The organism is Paenibacillus sp. OK003 (assembly GCF_900109515.1).
Taxonomy (GTDB): Bacteria; Bacillota; Bacilli; order Paenibacillales; family Paenibacillaceae; genus Paenibacillus; species Paenibacillus marchantiae.
This window is the reverse complement of sequence record NZ_FOBD01000001.1, coordinates 549,837-571,561: the sequence shown is the minus strand read 5'-3', so window position 1 is coordinate 571,561 and position 21,725 is coordinate 549,837. Positions and strand designations below refer to the sequence as shown.

Sequence of the window (21,725 nt, the reverse complement as noted above, 5' to 3'; positions counted from 1 at the left end):
AAGAAAAGATACATAAAAATGCAAAGAAACCCTGGTGATATACACCGGGTTTATTTGCATTTTCCAACCTGTCTTTTTCAAAAGTTTACGCTTATTGTGGTTCAGTAAATTTCACAACGATTAGTGCTTCTCCATTAGCTTGAACAGGGCCTGTCATAATTGGCATCACCTGTTCGATCTTTTCGTTCCCATTCGGGATGAGCACAGGTGTAATCAATGGCAGCCCGGCAGCCTGGATCGCTTCCATGTCAAATTCAATCAACAGTTGACCTGCGGTTACGGTGTCTCCGCTATTCACATATGCGGTAAAGCCTTCCCCCTTCAGTCCAACGGTATTAATTCCAATATGCACAAGCATCTGAACACCTGTGTCATGTTCAAGGATTACCGCATGTTTGCTTTTATTCATCACATGAGCGATGACGCCGTCAAAAGGTGCAAATACTTTGCCCTCAGAAGGCTCGATAGCGATCCCTTCTCCCATATGCTTTTCCGAGAATGCAGGATCAGGAACCTGCTCCAAAGCAACCGCTGTGCCTGTGATCGGTGATGCAATTTCCAACAAATCTACCTTGGTGCGATGGTTAACGGCCTGGCTGGCAGAGGAGTTTGACTTTTGCGACAGAACTTCCGTCTTGCTCTCATCTCCAGCATGGCTCGGAACTTCCTCCGCAACCGGCTGATCCTTATATCCGAAGAACCAGGTAAGTGCAAAGGCAATTCCCATGGCCACCACGTTGGACAAAATGTACAAAGGCAATTGACTGTTCAAATACAGCAGGGTGCCCGGAATAACCGTCACCGCCATACCTGTACCTTGCAAATGGAACAAGGACGCGATAAATCCACCGACAGCGCCTCCGACAAGGCCCATGATAAACGGTTTCATATACCGCAAGTTAACCCCAAAGATAGCAGGTTCGGTAATCCCTAGAAATGCAGAGAATGACGAAGGCAGTGCGAGTGCTTTCAGCTTTGTATTTTTGGTCTTCAAGCCCACCGCCAGACAAGCTGCTCCTTGCGCAGCCATAGCGCAGGTAATAATCGCGTTGAACGGATTAAAGCCCGTTTTCTCCAGCAATTGAATCTCCAGAAAGTTAAAGATGTGATGAACACCAGTAACAACAATAATTTGATGGAAGAAACCAATAATAATGCCCGCAATACCAAATGGCAGTCCCAATACAGCTGTTGTTCCATGCAGTACCCACTCCTCAAGAGAATGGAATACCGGACCAATTGCAAAGAGACCAAGTGTAATCATGACCGTCAGCGTAATAAAAGGGGTAAGAATTAAGTCGAGCGCCTCTGGCACGCGTCTTCTCAGAACCTTCTCAAACTTCGCTCCGATCAATCCGACGAAGAAGGCAGGCAGTACGGAACCCTGATACCCGACCACCGGTATGAATCCGAACATATGCAGCGGTTGTGCTGATCCATCGGCCACAGCGTATGCATTCGGCAGTGCCGGATTCACAAGCATCAGACCCAAAACGATGCCGAGAACCGGACTCCCTCCAAACACGCGGAACGCAGACCAGGCTACGAGTGCAGGCAGAAATGCAAATGCCGTGTCCGTCAGGATCTGAGTAAATAACAGGAAATTGGGCGAAATGTCCTCCGGTGTTGCACCAAACAGCGATAGAATTTCATTTTGAGTGAGCAGCCCGCGCAGACCCATGAAGAGCCCCGTTGCGACCAACACAGGAATAATCGGTACAAAAACGTCACCGAACGTGCGAATGGCCCGTTGAAAAGCATTGCCTTCCTTTTTGCCCTGACTCTTCACGTCTTCCTTGGAAGATCCTTCGATGCCCAGCTTCTCAACCTCTTCAAATATCCGATTCACTGTTCCTGTTCCAAAAATGATCTGATACTGGCCCGAGTTGAAAAAGGCCCCTTTGACTTTGTCGATGTTCTCGACCTGCTTCTGATCGATCTTGTCCTTGTCATTCACCATGATCCGAAGACGTGTTGCACAGTGTGCAAATGATGCGATATTTTCTTTGCCCCCGATGGCACGAATAACGTCCTGGGCAATCTGCTGATTATCCGACATGGTTCTTCATTCCTCTCACGTTATATCTAATAATCCCATTTTGATGCCTGAAATGCTGCCTTGCCTTCATGTGCAAAGAAGCGAATCTCCACACTTTCCTTGCTTGGGAAGATACGGCTTGTGAATACCTCTTCTCCATCATTGACAAAGATCTCAATAGAAGAAGAATCCACAAAGATATGGAACTTCAGCACGTCTGCGTTCAATGCGCAGCGTCGCACATTCCCGTTCTGATCCGCGAGCGTGGCGCCTGACTGGGAACGATTCAGGGTTACTTTCTGAGTCAACCGATCGTATTGCAACACGGTCTTCTCTTTTGCACTCGCCCGCAATTCAATGCCTACTACCTCAGCGTCAAAATCACGGATTTCACATTCCAATTCATAAGCCATTCCAGCAAAGTCTGCGAAAGATCGAGTCTCATGATCCATTGTGAATTCCATGTGAGTCCCTTCAGAATCCCCACGCAGCTTCACCATTTCAGAGACTGGCTGCTGAATTAATTTCCCCTCGCGGAGTGACAACTGCCGCGGAATTGTTAGGCAATGTGCCCATCCACTCTTATCTGTCGGATACTCCAAATCGGGAAGTCCCATCCAGCCCACCAAAATTCGTCTTCCATCTGCCGCCTGCATCGTCTGCGGGGCATAAAAGTCAAATCCACGATCCAGCTCCTGAAATGAACCATGTTCGAAGTGCCTTGTCTGAAGATCCAGTGGTTCGCCAATCAGATAGCCCGACTGAAAAATGTTCTGATACTCATCTCCCTGACTCTCTATTCCCTGTGGCGAAAAGATCAGCACACCCTTACCCTGCATCTCCATATAATCGGGGCACTCCCACATGTAGCCAAAGTTAGGTAGCCCAGTATGAATCTCTCCAAGAAACGTCCAGTTTCTGAGATCTGACGAGCCATATAATACGGTGCATCCTGTTTCATCTACACGCTGGGCTCCAATCACACAATAATACGTGTCACCCTGCTGCCAAACCTTGGGGTCTCTGAAATGTTCCGTGTAGCCAGAAGGTACTTCTGAAATCACAGGTTGATGCACTTTGGTTATTGAACCGCTTTCATGCATAATCGCCAGACACTGATACGGATGCCTTATCCAGTCTTCATCTCTTGTATTGCCAGTGTATAGCAGATTGAGCTGGCCATCTTTTTCAATAGCACTGCCCGAATATGCCCCGTGTGAATCATATGTGTCGCCCGGCTGGATTCCGATTCCGATTTCTTCCCAATGCACCAGATCCTTTGAACGGGTATGATACCAATACTTCATTCCATGCTCGGTCCCGAGTGGGAACCACTGATAGAACAGATGATAATATCCCTGGTAATAGGAGAATCCGTTAGGATCGTTAAGCAGTCCGGTTATCGGCTGGATATGGTAATGCTGTCTCCATGGACAAGCAGAGATCAAAGCTTCCAGCTTGCCTATTTCTCCAGGCTCTGCCTGCTCGATTCGTCTGTAGCGTTGCTCTCTAGTCATTTTCATAAAAAGTGTTCTCCATCCTAGCGAAAAGTAAAACCCAAAATTAGAGGAACCGGTTCCAATACGCTCAAAAAAATAATTCCATATGGCTTTTTCGCCTGCCACCGTGTTCCCATATCCGTAATGGATATTCGGAGTGGAACCGGTTCGATGGAATTATCATAAAGGATTCATTTATATCTTGTCAACGCTTTCTCGTGGAATAATCTCCACATCAAGGATCGTGCACTGCTCCACTGGATCGCCTTTTACCAGACGAATAATATGCTGGGCCGCCACTTGACCTGCCTCAAAATAATGATATTTTACTGTCGTTAGTGTAGGGTGAATCATCTCGGTAATTTCATAACCGCCAAATCCGGTAACCGATAAATCCTGCGGAATTTGTATCTTATTGGAAAAAGCAATCTTCATCACACCCAGTGCGATGTTATCTGTTGCGGCCACAATAATGGTCGGTTTGCTTTCTTTCAAAATCGCTTCTGCGGTAATGATCGCCTCGGACATTTTGAAGCTTGTCTCGTAATATGTCACATCACATCCGCCGCATTCGTCGATCGCACGCTTGAACCCCTGTTTGCGATGGATACCCACTGCCTGATCTCTCTCGGTAACGCCAATATAGACGATTTTCCGATGGCCCTTTTCCACAACATGTTTACCCATCTCATACCCCGCCTGATCATCATTATGAACCAGACTGTGTAACTGTTCATGCTGCTGCCCTACCAATAGCACTGGAATTCCGATGTCTTCAACGGCTTTGAGATGTGCATCGGTCACTTCTGCGGCAAGCAGAATAATGCCGGATACCTTCTGTCTGGCAAAGTCATATATGGCATCAATCTCGCGCTGCATATCCTGGCTCGTATTCGCGATTAGCATCTGATACTGATTATTTCTTAATTCTTCATCGATGCCGATCAATGTCTGAGAGGTTGCAAAGGAATCCAGACGAGGAACAACCGTTCCAATAATACTGGTTTTTTTGGCTTTAAGACTCTGTGCGAACGTATTGGGTACGTAATTGTATTGTTTAATAATGCGCTCAATTTTCTGCCGTGTATCGTCACTAACAGAACCACCATTCAGGAAACGAGAGACGGTGCTCTTCGCCACGCCTGCCATTTGGGCGATATCCGAAATCGTTTTATTCATAACTTCTCCTCTTATTCTCATTCGCTTGAATTCACTTATATTACCTTATATTATACTTGGAATGACTTACCCTTGCGAATACTATTACATGAAGCTATTAGTAAATCTCACGGAACACGGGAAGTGGTTGCTTAATGCGTCACGGTAAAGCGTTATTGATGCATGGCATTAATTCAGCTTCTTGCAGACAAGGAACATGAGATGCTAGTATAACTTCAATTCATAACGTGCATCATGAAATACAGAACCGAATATCATTATTCATACAGGCTATGACGGAAAGAGTACGCGGAGTTATCGTTCATTACAGGGACGCGGTGCCGAAGACTGAGAGCACCCGAAAGGAACATGCCGCCGAAGTTCACTCCCGAGCCGATTGCTGAAGAGCTGCTCCTCATGGATATAGCTTCTAGGACAATCCGTTCCTTGCGTTAAAAGGTCAAAGTGAGAAACAGATCTGCATTCAATCAGCAGGACCGTTTCTAATTAGGGTGGTACCACGGCTTCTTCGTCCCTTACGGATGAAGGGCCTTTTTGTGTTTTTTCATAAATTTAAATTGAAGGAGTGGATCAGCATGGATCAAAGCATGAACTTGGAACAATTAAGAGGCCGATTGAGTGAGATTAATCATAACCTCCTGCACTTGTTGTCAGAACGCGCCCAAATTACACAGGAAATTGGTCAAATCAAGGAAAAACAGGGTGTACCCAAATTTGATCCGGTTCGCGAAAAAGAAATGCTGGAGGAACTGACTGCTGCCAATCCGGGGCCTTTCCAAGACGATGCCATCAAACTTCTGTTCAAACAGATTTTCCAGGCTTCCCTGAACCTTCAGGTCGACGAACACAAGAAACAGCTGCTCGTTAGCCGCAAAAATCAGCAGGAAGATACTGTCGTGTCTATCGGAAACGTCAAGGTTGGCGCAGGCAAACCCATTATGATCGCTGGCCCATGCTCGGTTGAAAGTTATGAGCAGGTACGCGAGGTCGCAGCAGCGCTGAAAGCGGCCGGCATTACCGTAATGCGCGGAGGGGCATTTAAACCTCGTACTTCTCCATATGACTTCCAGGGACTCGGAATCGAAGGATTGAAAATTCTGAAGGAAGTTGCCGACGAGTTCGGATTGAAGACCATTAGTGAGATTGTGCACCCGAGCCATATTGAACTGGCTGGCCAGTATATTGATGTCATCCAGATCGGTGCCCGTAACATGCAAAACTTTGAACTGCTCAAGGCTGCCGGGGATGTTCAGATTCCTATTCTGCTGAAACGTGGTTTGGCGGCAACCATTGATGAATTCGTTCATGCTGCGGAGTACGTTGTCTCCCGCGGGAACAAACAAGTTATGCTGATTGAACGCGGCATTCGCACCTATGAAAAAGCAACACGAAACACACTAGACATCTCTGCTGTGCCGATTCTGAAACAGGAAACCCACCTGCCTGTGCTTGTGGACGTCACCCACTCTACCGGGCGTAAAGATATCCTTGCCCCATGTGCCAAGGCAGCTCTTGCAGCAGGTGCAGATGGTGTTATGGTTGAAGTTCATCCCAATCCTGCTGTAGCCCTCTCGGATAGCGCACAGCAATTAAACATCGAGCAATTCCACCAGTTCCTCTCCTCTGTGAGACAATCTGGATTGCTGAAGGATCAATAGGTTAGTTAACAATAAAAGCCTGACTGAAATGTGTGGTTCATACGAAAAACGGTATGATCCTACATTTCTCAGGCTTTTGACGATCTTAATCTTAATTTTAATCCTCATCTTCATCTTAATCTCTATACATCGGCTCTGCTCCACTTTCTCAAACCTCAATAATAATGGGCAGAATCATTGGTCTTCGTTTTGTTTGGGCGTAGATGTAATGACCGATCTCGTCTTTCAGCTTTCTTTTGATCACATTCCACTGATTCGCTCCGCTTCCGGTTAACTCATCCATCTTGTTCTGAACAAGCTCATGAAGCTCTTTCATGAATTCTTCGGAGTCCTTCACAAACACAAAACCTCTGGAAATAATCTCAGGGGCTGTCACCATATGTTTCTCTGTTTTGCTAAGCGTAGTCACAATCACCAGCATTCCATCGGATGACAGTTGCCGGCGATCACGCAGAACGATATTCCCGACGTCGCCCATGATCAGACCGTCGACCAGACTGTTGCCTGAAGCAATTTTGGGACCAGGAGATGCCACGCCGTCTTTGTACTGAATCATATCCCCATTGTTCACGATGAATACATGATCCCGTTCGATCCCCACCGACTCGGCCAGTAGTCTATGCTGATACAACATCCGAAACTCACCGTGAACTGGAATTAGATAATCAGGCTTCATCAGGGTCATCATCAATTTGAGTTCTTCCTGGCTGCCGTGTCCTGATACATGCATGCCTGCTGCTCCGCTTGAACCGTAAATGACGCGTGCTCCGAGCACATACAGATTATCAATGACATGCGCAAGATTGCGTTCGTTCCCCGGGATCGCCCCAGCGGCAATAATAACGGTATCTCCAGGTGCAATCTTCACATGAGGATGTTTGGAGGCCGCCAAACGGGATAAAGCAGCCATCGTTTCACCCTGACTTCCCGTACAGAGCACAACGACCTCATCAGGTGGAAACTGGTCCGAATCAACGGCCTCAATGAGCAGTCCCTCAGGTACATCCAGGTAACCCAGTTCACTGGCTACGGACACTACATTAATCATGCTTCTGCCCAGCAGAGCCAGCTTGCGCCCCGTCTCGAATGCTGCATTTACAATTTGTTGAACCCTGCTTACGTTGGACGCAAAGGTTGAAATAAACACTTTTTGTTTGGCACGAATAAACGCGTCCAATATGTGGTCACCTACGACACGCTCGGAAGGGGTGAACCCGGGTCTCTCTGCATTGGTGCTCTCGGACAGCAGAACATGCACACCTTGTTTGCCAATCTCGGCCATACGGTGCAGATCGGGATACGGCCCATTTACAGGTGACATATCAAACTTGAAATCCCCGGTATGGACGACATTTCCCCCAGGCGTCTGAAAGAAAATACCCAGACAATCCGGTATGCTATGACTGGTCGCAAAAAAAGAAACGTGAATTCCACCCAATGTAATGCTGGATTTGGAATCAACCGTATGCAGATCTGCTTTGCGCAGCAGCCCATGCTCTTTCAGTTTCAGTTCAATTAATCCTCGTGTCAGTCTGGATGCATACACCGGGATATGGATTTGTTTTAACAAATAGGGAATGCCGCCAATGTGGTCTTCATGTCCATGAGTAACCACAAGCGCCCTCACCTTGTCCTGATTTTCCAGCAGATACGTCACATCCGGAATGATGAGATCAATGCCCGGCAGGGTTTCATTCGGGAATTTGGAGCCACAGTCGATGACAATGATGTCCTGATTATATTGGATCAGATACATGTTCTTACCTATTTCATTCAAGCCGCCAAGTGCCGCGATATACAGTTTGTTGTGGGCGAGATTCAAATCGGATGCATCCTCCTCTACGTTGCAGTACTAGCATTGAAGCTTTGCATTTTTCTATGTATTTTTAGTATGGAAATTCTGACCGCAGTTATGCATTTCGCAGCTGTTTCCATGCAAAAAAGCCACAGTGGAAAACTTCTCCACCGTGGCCTGCATCATCCTATACGAAAGATTTATCTCGTTGAAGTAAAACTTCCTGCTCATAGGTTTTGATCTCAGCAATCCACTGTTCACGTACAGGTACTTGCTGCTGGGCGCAATAATAATCCCAGATCGCGCCGAAAGGATAGGACTTAAACTCTTCTGTCAAAGCAAGACGAAGGGTGTAATCCCCTTCCAGCTCCGCTGATTTCAGAGCATCCACAGGTTCCAACATCGCACGCAGCAATGCTTTAATGGTGTTGCGTGTGCCAACTACCCACGCAGCAACTCGATTGATGCTTCCATCAAAGAAATCGAGTCCGATATGTGTCGTTGGAAGCAGATCATGACGTACCAATTCGCGAGCAATTTCCAGCAGCTCATCATCCATAATGACAACATGGTCACTGTCCCAACGCATTGGACGGCTAACATGCAGCAGAATGCCGTTGGTAAACAGGGCCAGTGAAGATAGTTTGTTAGAAATAACTTCCGTTGGATGAAAATGTCCGGCATCAAGGCAGATTAACGTATCATTTTGCAGTCCATAGCCCATATAGAATTCATGAGAACCAACGACATACGCTTCTGAGCCGAGGCCAAATAGCTTACTCTCGACCGCATCCAGATGATACTTCGGATCAAGCTTCTCGGCAAACACCTCATCAAGTGAATCCTTCAGCCGCTTCCGCGGTGTCATGCGATCGACCGGATTATCCTTGAACCCGTCCGGCACCCACACATTGGTTACACAAGTCTGGCCCAGCTGCTCGCCAAAGTAAGCGCCAATGCGGCGGGATGCTTTGCAGTGATCAATCCAGAACTTGCGAATCGCCGGATCGGAATGACTTAGCGTGAAACCGTCACTTGATTTTTCATGTGAAAAACAGGTTGGATTGAAATCCAGACCGAGCCCTTGTTCTTTGGCCCATTTCACCCAGTTCTCATAATGCTTCGGCTCAATCCGATCCAGCTCTACTTGTTCGTCCGTATCCGCATAGATCGCGTGCAAATTGACCTTATGTTTACCGGGAATCATGGAGAAGGCTTGCTCCAGGTCTGCCCGAAGCTCTGCGGGTGTCGTTGCAGCCCCCGGATATTGACCTGTAACGGATATTCCACCCGTAAGTTCCCCATCTTTATTCAGAAAACCTTTTACATCGTCCCCTTGCCAACAGTGAACAGACACTTTGATCTCCGCGAGCTTCTTCAGCACTTCATCCGTATCAATTCCATGCTGAGCATATAATGATTTGGCTGCTTCATATGCTTGCTTGACCTGATTTTCCATGTGCGAGAACCCTCCTTATTATCGTGTAAATGCTGCCGGCACACCGCCATCAATCGTCATCATGCAACCGGTTGTTTTTTCTGATTTGGAAGAGGCAAAAAAGGCGATGCCTTCCGCAATATCTCTCGGATAAATATTGACGAGCAAAGTTGTACGTTTGCGATAGTACTCCTCCAGTTGATCCGGTTCGATACCATAGGCTGCTGCACGTTCATTTCTCCATGAACCGTTCCAGATCGCTGAACCTTGCAGGATGGCATCCGGGAGAATCGTATTTACACGAATACCGTATTCCCCACCTTCCGCCGCGATGCAGCGGGCCAAATGAGCCTCAAGTGCTTTGGCCGAGCTGTAAGCTGAGGCGCTTTTACCCGCATAGACTGAGTTTTTGGACCCGATAAATACCATACTGCCGCCAATCCCCTGTTGTTTCATCAACTTGAAGGCTTCACGTGCCACGAGGAAATACCCAGTACCCAGCACATTCATGTTCAAGTTCCATTCTTTTAACGATGTTTCGTCAAACGGACTAGAGGTGGCCAGGCCTGCATTGTTCACGATAATATCCAAGCCGCCATATTGTACAGCAACTTCGGCATACGCAGATTGCACGGCTTCCTCATCCGTTACATCCATCTTCAATGCATATGCTCGATTGGCACCATATTGGTCGTTAATTTCCTGAGCTACCTTCTGTGCTCCTTCAAGGTTGAGGTCCGCGAGAACGACATGTGCCCCTTCAGATACCAATCTGCGTGCGGTTTCACTTCCAATTCCACCGGCACCCCCGGTAATAAACGCCACTTTGCGGGAAAACTCAGTCTCCGCCGGAGCCAGCGATAATTTGTAAAGCTCAAGCGGCCAGTACTCCACATTGTAGGATTCATTGGCGCTGAGGGATACGAATTGGCCCAGACTTGTCGCACCCCGCATCACGGCAATGGCTCTATGATACAATGCCCCGCTCACCTGGGACAGTGCCCAGCTCTTGCCTGTGTTGATCATGCCCACACCTGGGATAAGAATGACGCGAGGTGCAGCTTCGAACATCACGTCACCATCATTTTTGTTGCTCTCAAAATAGTGTTGATATTGTTCTTTGTAGGCGGCTACGCCTTCCACCAGTTTGGATTTCAGCCCTTCAATATCCTCCGCGTCCGGTGTCCAATCGATGAATAGAGGTACCACTTTGGTGTGCACCAAATGATCCGGGCACGCCGCGCCTACCTGTGACAGCTTCGGCGAATCCACTCCTCCAACGAAGGCAAGCACATCCTCCTGATCGTCAAAGGACAAAATCATTTTTTTGCTATCCGATACCGCTCCCCGAATGGTCGGCATTACTTTGGATACGATCTGGCGACGCACTTCTGCCTCAAACGCAGGATGCTTCTCTCCGCCAAACAGGCTTCCTTCGTCGACACGTGCTTCAATGAAGGCTTCCGCTTCATTAATAATTTTGATCGTCTGGGCGTAACATTCTTCCGATGTTTCTCCCCAAGTCACAAGTCCATGCTTCTCCATCAGAACCAGTTCGGCATTGGGATTCGAGAATACGCTTTCAGCAATCATCTTGGATAGTGTGAATCCTGGACGCACATAAGGAACCCATACAAATCGATCCCCGTAAATCTCTTTCGCCAGTTCTTTTCCGTTATCTGCACAACACAGACTAATAATCGCATCTGGATGGGTATGGTCCACATGTTTATATGGAAGGAATGCATGCAGCAACGTCTCAATGGATGCACGCGGGTGTTTGGAATCGATCATGCAATGACCCAGGTATTCGACCATCTCTTCATCCGACATGGATTCCCGTTCAATTAATGGACGAATATCTTCGAGTCCAAGGCCTGTAAAATGCTTCGCCTGCATAGAAGCCAGATCAGATCCGCTGCCTTTTACATACATCACTTCTATATCACGGCCGCGAAAATCTTTCACCGTCGTTTTGGTAGACGTATTGCCTCCGAAAATGTTACATACACGGCGATCTGACCCAATCAGATTGGATCGGTAGACCAGTTGCTCCAGTCCGGTTGTTTTCTCCGAAGCCTGTGATGAATTCCATAAACTCTGTACCATTTGTTCCCCTCCGATAATGTTTGTTTTATTCCTAATCAGAGTTTATCATCTTTGTTTTGTTTTGAAAACAAAAGATTTTAAATATAAACGGAAAAATTCAAAAGAGTTTCTGTTTTAATGATTTTTCTTTCAATAAAAAACACCCTGACGTGTTGGTCAGAGTGTTTGGAAGAGAATTTTTGGTCAGAACAAGCTTAATGTCACTAGTTGATTGGATGAATCTTTTTTAGAAATACTAGACCCAATAGACCTTAGTAGATCCCTGCTTTTTTTGAAGTATTTTTGATTCCATAAGTGTCGTTCACAACCGTGTTTCCAAAGGATGTCAAACTTCCGTTAGGACCTGTAGCCAAGTCCAAATAGTTCAAATCGGAGCTGTTGCCATACCAGGACCATGCAAGCCAGCCTACCCCTTTTTCCTGACCATATTTCATGATCGCATATTCATCGACGTCCCCGTTCGTGTGATATCCACCGAACTCACCGATGATCAGGGCCAGACCTTTGTTTAACACGCTCTCCATGTTGGCTTTTACGGTTGCCGCGTCTTTACCGGCATATTCATACATGTGAATCGAAAACACAGTATTTTTCTGTGTATCTGCTGCAAATACACTTTGTCCATAATCCACGATGGATTGTGGGTACTGCCCCCAGCCCGCTGCATCCACGATCAACGTATTGTTAATCCCGGCATTTCTCAGCTTCGGAATCGCTTTTTTGTATCCGTCAGCCCAAGCACTGCCGTTCCATGTTCCATACCATTCGTTCGCGATATTTACGATAACTCTGTCTTCTTTGCCAATGAGTGCTTCCTTGATGCTAATCCAGTAATTCACTGCTGCATCCAACGAATTATAGTCATCCTTACCTGTTGCATCATGTACTTCAAGCACCGCAATCATTTTGTTTGCGCTTACAACATTAATGATGTTTTTAACGGAGTTCAGATCGTCTTTGGTGTACTGCACGCCATTGGAGAGCACAATCCGTACGGTGTTGGCACCCGTTTTGGCAATTGCAGGAATAGCCGTGTTCAGGTCGTTCTTAAACCATGAATGTCCATGATTGACACCTCTCATAACAAATGCCTTGCCAGTGGAATCGTACAATTTGCCTCCGCTTACATAAAATCCTGTAGCAGCAGACGCTTTCGGTGCAGCACTCCCCAGAATCACCAACATAAGTGCAGCTATTACGGTAAAGACTGTACACTTTTGCAACTTGACCATTCGCTAGAACCTCCTACATTTTTTTATTTATTTCAATTAACCCTGCTCAAGGCAATAAGTTAACTAAAATCAAGAGTAACTGATCATAAAATAAGGTTATTAAAAATAATAAATAACCTAAAAATAGATGAACACTTTAGTTTTATTTACTTTATCGTTAAGGTTATGGACATATAATAAAATGAAAACGCTTACTGGTCAAGTTATTTTTACCATGATAAGGAATTCATTTTGTACTCGCTACCTCCGCCATCATCACACTCCCTCTTTGGCAATCTCCCCCTTAAACACTTCAAATCGTTTTCAAAACAAAGAGAGCACCTCGTTCACCCCTAAAAGAAGTGAACAGGTACCCTCTGTTTCATATGCATGGTCAATGGATGTCATCTCCGCCGGGCAAAGTCCACAAATCTAAACTTGTCCGGGCGATGCCTTGCCTCTGTGAACTGGAATTGACTTGCATCCTCCAGGTAAACCTGACTTCTAACCACAACTACATTGTGGAATCCTTCGAGATCAAGCAATTCCCTATCCTCAGCAGTAGGCTCCTCCACCAAAATTTCCTTTTTGGCAAAAGAGATGGTCAGCCCAAGCTCTTCCTCAATGTACTGGAAGATGGAGTCATTACATATTTCCTTGCTCAAACCAGGAATAAGCCTCTGGCTTATATGGTCTTTATCGAGAATGACATGTTCGCCATCCACTTTGCGCACACGTCTGATCTCCCAGACCTTTTCATTCAGACCAAAATTGATTTTTTTGAACAAGGCCTGATCGACCTTTTTTTCTTCAAAAACCTTAACGTACGTTTTGGCCCGATGTCCCATTTTTTTAGCCAGTTCCTTGAAGCTGACGAGGCCCGAAATAGGAAAATCAATTTTACGTATATCCAATACAATGGAGCCCTTACCTTGAATTTTCTGAATATAACCTTCTTCAGACAGCATTTTCAGCGCTTTGCGAATTGTCTCTCTGGACGTTTGATAACTTTCCGATAAATCCAGTTCCGAGGGAAGCAGCGTGCCTGCTTCAATTTCTCCAGTCCGAATACGAGCTGCAATATCTTCATAGATTCGGATAAATTTATTATTCATCATTCATCACCACTGTCCATTACCCTTTTTTTATCATATTGGCAACCTATTATAACATTAAAAGTCGAACAACCGATAATGTCGCAACTGGCGATGATGAAATGATGAATTTACATGTGATTCAATCCAAGACTTTTATACTCCATTTCGACGTATTAGTCTTAGCGTCTAGGTCTATACTCGTTCCTTTATCATCCATAGTTCGCTTCTCTTCCTCCATAGTTTGACCTTCTTCTATAATACGGATCAGTTTGTTCAGTCGGAAGATCAGGGCTGCGGCTTCAGATCTGCTCAGATGCTGCATGGGTCGGAAACTGCCGTCTTCGTACCCGGTAAGCATGTACATTCCAGCAAGCTCTTCGACCTCTTCTTTGGCCCAATCCGACACATCCACCTGATCCGTAAAAGTACGACGGGAAGTTGCGGGTTCCGGCTTGATTTTACGAATAACATTCGCAATGATTTTCGATGCCTGTTCTCGGGTTACGAGTGCATAAGGAGCAAATTTACCATTTCCCATGCCATGTACCATACCACGACTTACGGCTGCTTCGATCTCAGGGGCAAACCAATCCTGATCATTCACATCCTGAAAAGCATGCTGATAATCGGCAGATGTATCCAGACCCATTAATCGCACAATAAGTGCTGTGAACTCAGCTCTTGTAATGGGACGACGGGGTTCGAAACGGGTTTCACTTACACCTTGAATGATGTTTTGCTCTGCCAGCCATATAATCTGATCTTTATTGAATGTTTGACCAATATCAATGAACTTGACCTCTTTCTTGACGGCTGTTTCCGCTTTGTCATTTTGCTCAGGTTGGGACACAACGGACTGAGCATCCTCCGGTTTGGAGGAAGGTACAGGCGAACCAGCCCCACTTCCGCTTGAAGGTGGATACGGCATAGTCACAGCCGTGGCCTGCTGGCTTTCACTTTTTTCCCCGGCTGAATTTTCAGTCCACAATATGACATCATAGCGCTGCCCACCCGTTAGGCCTGTCCAGATGTAGCTTCGATCCTTTCCACGATAAATCTCCCGCCCACCACTGGAAAGCACGATCGTTTCATTCAAAGATTCCAATTTCCAGCTCAATGCAATGCTGCTTGTGCTCTGGGAGATCGCTGAAACGGTGAATTCTTCTGATGGCAATGTCTCAAACTCAGGTACATTAACTGTCTCTCCGTCTCCCGCCTCATTGAAAGGCACAATAGAAAAGTCAGAATAGTGCTGGGCACTTTTCAATTCAGTTACATGTATCGACGTTTCCATTGTTGTTGCAATCAGCTCGTCTTCCTGATAGATGCGATAGCCTGCTGCACCAGGAATCATATCCCATATAATATCTGCACCGTGCTGAGCGCGTTCTTCCACCTGGGGTGGAGAAGGAATTTTGCCTGGCAGTGTTACTGCTGTTAGATTAAAGCCGCCCTCGCTCTTACCGGAAGCATTTACGGTTTTGATGGTATACACATAATTTACACCAGGCTCAAGCCTTTGGTCCTCGTAATAAGGCTCGTCAACAGACACTCGGCCAATCTCCGCACCGTCACGTTCAATGATGAATTGCTCAGCCCCCTTGACATGGCTCTTTTCGAACTGAAGTTGTATGCTCTCCTGTGTCGAACGATATTCCACTTCCTTGGGAGCTTCCGGTTTGGTCAACACCGTATAATTAAGCTTATGTGATGTATCCCCCTGCTCGTTCTCGGTATACAGTTCAATGGAGTAGTTCGTTCCGCCCTGAAGTTCCTTTACGATATACTCTTTTTGTCTGCCTCTATATAGCTCATTACCATCCATTAGAACCACAAACGTTTCGTTGAGGTAAGGAAAATCCCACTCCAGTCTGGCATGATCCGTCTCCGGATATAGCTTCATCACAATAGAATCGACATGAGGCAGCGTGAAAAATGGAGCAACGACCATTGGGATCCCATTACCCGCTGTATTATAAGGAACGATCTGTACTTGATCATATTGGGCTGCACTGACTAGCCCCTTAAGGGTAACCTCAGTCAAATCACTCTCTGTAATTGTTGTAAATTCGTCGTCCGCTATCATTACAATGTAACCCTCTGCACCTTGAACCTTTGTCCACTTAATCACTGCCTCCGTCTCTTCAATCACGTCTGGATGCAGCGTTTCCGTAATTGTTGCAGGCAGCGTACGCAATTGAACATCAAATCCCGTATCGCTATCGCCGGAAGCATTCGAAGTCATAACCGTATAAGTGTATCTTTCTCCCGGCGTCAAGTTCTTGTCTTCATAAGAGATACTGTCAGCCGGAATACGGTCAATTTCAATACCATCTCGCAAAATGATCAATTGTTCTGCGCCTCGTGTGGCGCTGCCACTCAGATCCAGCGTTGCCGATTGATCGGTTACCGCAGCAATACTTGCTGTTTGTGGGGATATGGGTTTGGTCAACAAAAGAACCTGAATAGGAGAAGAGCGGTGACCATCCTCATTCATGACAGTAAGTTCAAACGCATACGTCGTGCCATCCAATAAACTGGCGAGATGGACCGATGGTTCGGACACAGTCTGTACTTCCCCCGTTGTCTGATTGCGTATTTCATATGCGGCGGCTCCCTTTACTGCTTCCCATGCCAGATCAAACGCGTGCGTTCCCTTGATCACTGTAATCCCATCTGAGGATAGTGGCATGGTTTGAGTTGTTATTCCATAGGCAAGGGAAGCACCCGAACCACTTGCATTAACCGCCCGGATCTTGTACGTATATTTCGTGCCTGGCGACAAACCCTCATCTACGAATCGGGTTTCACTCGCATCCATGCGAGCAATCTCTCGCCCATTGCGTTCAATGATGTATTCATCTGCACCCTTTACCCCTGTTTTGCTAAAATCCAGACTAAGACTGTTTTCCGACACTTCAGATGCCTTAATCTCAACTGGTTTCTCAGGCAATGTAAGTATGGATATACCCGTCGCTTCGGATGGGGTCCCTTGTCTGTTCACTGCAACAAGTGTGTAATGATGCATCGTTCCATCCTCAAGTCCTGAAATAAGGGTCATCGGCTCTGTTCCACGGTAAATCTCTTTGTTCCCCTGCTGAATTACATACTCCGAGGCACCTGCTACCGAAGCCCATGACAAGGTGGCTTTATGTACTCCTGGTTCAACAACGATTTTTGAAGGGGCGGTCGGTTTGGATAATCGAATCAAGCTGGCGGACTGACCGACTCCAGACGTGTTCACGGCCTGTACTTCCACTAAATACTCCATACCTGGCAACAATTCTTTAGCCGTATAGGCAAGTCCCGAAGTTCGCCCCACTTCCGTCCCATTGATACTCACAATATAGGATTCGGCTGTATTTACAGATTGCCATTCCACTCCAATACTTGTTTCATCCGTACGTGTTACTTTGAGTCCTTCAGGTCTGGTTGGCAAAGTAAGCAGTTCTCCGCTTGTGGGTGCACCGTAACCGGCAGCATTTCCGGCCTGCACCTGATACGTATAGTGGCGGCTGCCTGATAACTGATGGACTTCAAGCTGTGTATCTGAAATCTCATAACTCTGCCCCTCAAGAACGACCCGGTACTTCGTTGCGCCGGGGACTGCGTCCCATCTGAGTGTTGCTCCTGTTTCAGTAGGTTGAACAAAGTGAAGACCTGAAGGACTCTCGGGAAGCGTCGTTCCAGATACTCGATTGGATTGACCTTGTCCACTTCCATTGCCTGCCTGAACGTGCACCTGAACCAACGTTCCCGCGGTCAATCCCGTTAGCAGATATTCATGAGTTCCAGCAAGCAGCGTCTCCCGCTTCTCCCCATTCACAAAGACTTCGTATCGCTCCGCGCCTCTTACAGGCTCCCAACTGAGATGCATGCTCGTTGTTGTAGCATTATCTATACTCAGGTTTTCAATGGCCCCCGGCAATGTTATCAGCTTCTGCAAGCTTGTTACCGGGCCTTCTCCTGTCTCGTTTGCGGCCAGCAACTCATAGCTATACTCTGTTCCACTATCCAGACCTGCGTCCACATACTCCTTTTCCAATCCTTCGTAGACTCCAGCTCCACTGCGTGAAAGGCTGTAATACGTTGCTGACGTTACCGTCTCCCATCCCAGAGAGATCTCATGCTCCCGAATCTGCACTGCCGCAAATTCACCAGGTGCTGCAGGCAATGTCAGGAATCCCACCCTGCTGATTTCTCCCGCACCACTCTCATTCAGTGCTGTGACCGAAATCGTATGAATGCTCCCCGGGACCAGATTGGTCATATACGGAATATTGGAAGAATCGGAGATCATCTGGTCAAAAACAATACTTCCATCCGAAGTTGCTGCCGTGATCCGGTACGCAGTAGCACCTTGAACCGAATCAAAATGTACTTCTGCCAGCTCAGGCTGGGAATCGACTTTTTGAACTTGTAATGATCCCGGTGCCGCGGGGATTGTCAGTGCACGGACAGATACTGCATCACTGATGCCAGTATGGTTTCGAACTCTCATTTCATAATCATAGACTTGACCACCACTCAGGGAATGATCAGTGAGTGTATGTTTAGGATAATCCAGTGTCCAGGACTGGCCTGTCGTATGGTTTATAATTTCATACTGATACCCGTCGGTATACCATTCTCCTGTGGGCAAATCCCACGTAAGTTCTGCCGAAGTCTCACTGATCTGTGTGATGCTCGCATTCCCCGGTTGCTGTGGCTTGTGCTGGATCTGATAAGGTGCTGATACGGTCTCATATGTATTCCCTGCCATATCTATTGTTTTGGCATGGATATACCAAATGCCTTCGGATTCAATTGAAATTACAGGCTCATTCGAGCGGGCTTCATTCCAGTTGTCTGGCGATGCGGTACTGTTGGTCACACTGTACAATCGCGAATTCTCATTGATACCCGAATCAGGATCTTCATATTGAACGGTAGCAGATATATTAGTGTCAATCCAGCCTTGTCCATTCGGTGTAAATGTAATCGTTGGAGCAACCTGATCGACATAAGCTGTACGACTAATCTCCTTGCTAACGTTTCCGACAGCATCTCTCGCTCTGGCTAGAATGACGTTGGGACCGTTTGAACTCACTGTGCCTGAGTTTCCTGCAATATATGGACCATCATTCAAACTATATTCATACGAAATGGCATGTTCATCTACGCTGCCAGCAATCGTAAATTGTACAGCTTCCTTGCTCCAGCCTGACTGACTTAATGTAATAACCGGCTCTGTTGGAGCGGTCTTATCCAGTCGAATGAGTGCTTTCGCAACAGTACTTACATTCCCTACCTTGTCAAGCGAGCGCGCATATACGGTGGTTTGCCCTTCTTCGGTAACCTTCACTTCTCCAGTGTAATCGATCCAGGGGCCTTGTTCGTTAAGACGATATTGGCTTTTGGCAAGTCCACTGCCTGTATCTTCACCACTGGTGATTTCAAAAGACACATCCTGGTTTGTCCATTCATCATCACTGAGTGTAATCTTTGGCTCATCAGGGCCAGTCTTGTCAATTCGGGCAGTGGCTGAAGTTGACGCACTGACGTTAGAGGCCCGATCCACACTTCGCCCCTGAATCTCGGTTATTCCTTCCGTATGGATGGTAAATGGCTCTCGATAATCGACCCAAGTCCCTTCACCTCCAAGCCTATATTGCGTAAGACCGACTCCGCTTGCTTCATCCGTACCTGCCGTTAACGTCACCGTTACTGCCGAATGGGTCCACTCCGGAGGATTTAACGAAATGACGGGAGGTGTCGGAGCTGTACGGTCCACTCGCGCTATAACCGAAGCCTCCTGTCCTGTATTGCCAAATGCATCTATACTTCGTGCAATTATGAGCGTGTTTCCTTCAGAAGCAACCGTAAAGGGAGCAGTGTATTCCTTCCATTCTCCTCCAATCCCTAGTTTGTACTGTGTCTTCTGCACACCACTTAAGGCATCCGAACCTGCTGTAATCGTAACCAGGACATCTTCCTTAGTCCAAGAAGAAGGATTGATTGCTATCGAGGGAGCGGTGGGACCGGTTGTGTCCTTTGTGATCTGACCTGCAGAGGCAAATGCAGTCTGTATGCCTTCTCCATTCAGTGCTGCTACATATACGTCATATATTCCGTCTGCAAGTCCAGTTAACGCAAGTTCAGTACGAGTTGATGAAGTTGTACCCGATACAAGCACTTGTCCGACGGAGTTACGTATTTCCGTTTTGTAACCCGTTCCCGCAGGATTGCCATTGTTGTTCCAACTAGCCGTAACGGAGTTACCCGACTGGCTCACAGCTGCATCGCTTGGTGCATTGGCTAGTGTAAACTTGCTAGCTGGACTTGAATATCCCGTATAGGAACCGACCGAATTTTTGGCGCGCACAGCAAAAGAATACGGAGTATTCGGTGTAAGCCCGGTCACCTGCCGGCTATTTGATGTACCTGTATCGAAGGTCTGATTCGTCGTTACATTTTTCAGTTCATACGTCACGGAAGCATCATTTTCCTTCTTGTCCCAATTCACCGTCAGATTATTATTGTTGACTGATGTAAATGTCGGTGTTCCCGGAACAACGAAACTTTTCACCGTGAAGTTGACCGTGCCCGCAGAGGAGACCCCTCCCTTGTCATCCATAACCCATACCTGCAACGTATGTGCGCCATCTGCGAGCGTGTCAGGCAATGTGTAATTCGTGTTAAACGACTGATTGGAACCTGTAGCCGTCATCTGTGTCAACATGTTTTCGGAGCCTCCGTCGATTGACCATTTGACAGTCAGAAGATCTCCCACATCCGTATCCCGGGTTGTACCGGATATTTGAAGCTGTTCTCCTTTGTAATAGGTCTGGCCCGAAGACGGTGCCGATAGTGCAAATGAAGGCGGTGCATTTTTGGGACCAATCCCCACAATCGTCGAAAATTTGCGTGAAGCCTGGTTCGCGGTTGCTTTGCCGTCCCACCAAAACTGCGCAGCAGTATCCGTTGCGGTAACGGTCTGCCCTGGCGTAAAGGAAGATGGAGAAGAACCACCTGTCAGCTGCGCGTTATCCGGGCTATTGTACTGCCCCATGAAAATGCGATCCGCATCCACAACGTTATACGTGTTGGCATAAAAAGCGGTTACCTGAACACCACCGCTATAATTGCGCCAGCCGTTCTCAATCACTTCAAACGGAGAAGCATCGTTGCCATTTACCATCGTATCCCAATAGAACGTACCTCCCAGATTGAGCGTAGAGCCGCTGCGGTTAACAGCCTCCAGCTCCACCTTCATATAACCGCCCTGAGATGTAGCATTAACGATGGACACGCGCAAAATATACTCTACGTTGTCTTTCTGCCTAGACATTTCGATTACATTATTATTGATTCGATAATAATTAAGGGGCAGCGACTTAAAATTAACGGGTGTTCCGTTATGATCAATAATGGTGGATACATTCCCGGTATCGCCACCGTAAAATACGTTTGTATTAGGAAGCAACACAATTCTATATTTGCCATCACTATTCATCTCCACCTTCACCTTGGAGGATTGAACAGCCTTCATGCTGGAAGTATCGGATACAATACTGATGGTTTCCACAGCTTCAGCCATAACGGCCGTTGAACCCCATTCGACCAGCAAGGCTTGGGGTGACAGCAAGGCAAATGCCAGTACCACTTTGGTAAGCTGCTCGGCCTGTTTTTTAATACGCTTCTCAGATTTCTTCAACGTCT

General features: G+C 46.9%; 10 protein-coding genes. 1 reads left to right on the top strand and 9 read right to left on the bottom strand.

The window, feature by feature from the left end:
* Window positions 1–91: 91 nt before the first annotated feature.
* From BMW94_RS02580 to BMW94_RS02570, 3 genes are all read right to left on the bottom strand, one after another.
* The gene (locus BMW94_RS02580) at window positions 92–2,059 is read right to left on the bottom strand and encodes a sucrose-specific PTS transporter subunit IIBC (protein WP_090994102.1); all 1,968 of its coding nucleotides are present in this window, start codon (window positions 2,057–2,059) and stop codon (window positions 92–94) included.
* A gap of 26 nt (window positions 2,060–2,085) precedes the next feature.
* Window positions 2,086–3,561, bottom strand: a complete 1,476-nt coding sequence (locus BMW94_RS02575) for a glycoside hydrolase family 32 protein (protein WP_090994100.1) — start codon at window positions 3,559–3,561, stop codon at window positions 2,086–2,088.
* Window positions 3,562–3,732: 171 nt separating this feature from the next.
* A complete protein-coding gene (locus tag BMW94_RS02570; RefSeq protein ID WP_090994098.1) occupies window positions 3,733–4,716 on the bottom strand; it encodes a LacI family DNA-binding transcriptional regulator in 984 nt (327 codons plus the stop codon).
* Between the two features lie 575 nt (window positions 4,717–5,291).
* Here BMW94_RS02570 and BMW94_RS02565 point away from each other — a divergent pair.
* Window positions 5,292–6,374 carry a bifunctional 3-deoxy-7-phosphoheptulonate synthase/chorismate mutase gene (locus BMW94_RS02565; protein ID WP_090994096.1) on the top strand — a complete coding sequence of 361 codons (1,083 nt, stop codon included), beginning with the start codon at window positions 5,292–5,294 and terminating at the stop codon, window positions 6,372–6,374.
* A 148-nt stretch (window positions 6,375–6,522) separates the two neighbouring features.
* On the opposite strand, the gene BMW94_RS02560 is transcribed toward BMW94_RS02565, so the two are convergent.
* From BMW94_RS02560 to BMW94_RS02535, 6 genes are all read right to left on the bottom strand, one after another.
* Window positions 6,523–8,196, bottom strand: a complete 1,674-nt coding sequence (locus BMW94_RS02560; RefSeq protein WP_090994094.1) for a ribonuclease J — start codon at window positions 8,194–8,196, stop codon at window positions 6,523–6,525.
* 160 nt (window positions 8,197–8,356) lie between these two features.
* Window positions 8,357–9,628 (bottom strand): L-rhamnose isomerase, encoded by a 1,272-nt coding sequence (rhaA, locus tag BMW94_RS02555; RefSeq protein ID WP_064638766.1) that lies wholly within the window; start codon window positions 9,626–9,628, stop codon window positions 8,357–8,359.
* Between the two features lie 18 nt (window positions 9,629–9,646).
* Complete coding sequence (locus tag BMW94_RS02550; RefSeq protein WP_090994092.1) at window positions 9,647–11,716, bottom strand: bifunctional aldolase/short-chain dehydrogenase; 2,070 nt, start codon at window positions 11,714–11,716, stop codon at window positions 9,647–9,649.
* A gap of 251 nt (window positions 11,717–11,967) precedes the next feature.
* Entirely contained in the window at window positions 11,968–12,948 is a 981-nt protein-coding gene (locus BMW94_RS02545; RefSeq protein ID WP_072732626.1) for a glycoside hydrolase family 5 protein, read from the bottom strand.
* Window positions 12,949–13,331: 383 nt separating this feature from the next.
* The gene (gene treR, locus BMW94_RS02540) at window positions 13,332–14,042 is read right to left on the bottom strand and encodes a trehalose operon repressor (protein WP_090994090.1); all 711 of its coding nucleotides are present in this window, start codon (window positions 14,040–14,042) and stop codon (window positions 13,332–13,334) included.
* A gap of 121 nt (window positions 14,043–14,163) precedes the next feature.
* Complete coding sequence (locus tag BMW94_RS02535) at window positions 14,164–21,720, bottom strand: fibronectin type III domain-containing protein (protein WP_175480559.1); 7,557 nt, start codon at window positions 21,718–21,720, stop codon at window positions 14,164–14,166.
* Between the last annotated feature and the right edge of the window lie 5 nt (window positions 21,721–21,725).

Excerpts from the sequence above, each read along its gene's own strand:
- BMW94_RS02580 (WP_090994102.1), bottom strand. The coding sequence starts at position 2,059 with ATGTCGGATAATCAGCAGATTGCCCAGGACGTTATTCGTGCCATCGGG.
- BMW94_RS02575 (WP_090994100.1), bottom strand. The coding sequence starts at position 3,561 with ATGAAAATGACTAGAGAGCAACGCTACAGACGAATCGAGCAGGCAGAG.
- BMW94_RS02570 (WP_090994098.1), bottom strand. The coding sequence starts at position 4,716 with ATGAATAAAACGATTTCGGATATCGCCCAAATGGCAGGCGTGGCGAAG.
- BMW94_RS02565 (WP_090994096.1), top strand. The coding sequence starts at position 5,292 with ATGGATCAAAGCATGAACTTGGAACAATTAAGAGGCCGATTGAGTGAG.
- rhaA (WP_064638766.1), bottom strand. The coding sequence starts at position 9,628 with ATGGAAAATCAGGTCAAGCAAGCATATGAAGCAGCCAAATCATTATAT.
- BMW94_RS02550 (WP_090994092.1), bottom strand. The coding sequence starts at position 11,716 with ATGGTACAGAGTTTATGGAATTCATCACAGGCTTCGGAGAAAACAACC.
- BMW94_RS02545 (WP_072732626.1), bottom strand. The coding sequence starts at position 12,948 with ATGGTCAAGTTGCAAAAGTGTACAGTCTTTACCGTAATAGCTGCACTT.
- treR (WP_090994090.1), bottom strand. The coding sequence starts at position 14,042 with ATGAATAATAAATTTATCCGAATCTATGAAGATATTGCAGCTCGTATT.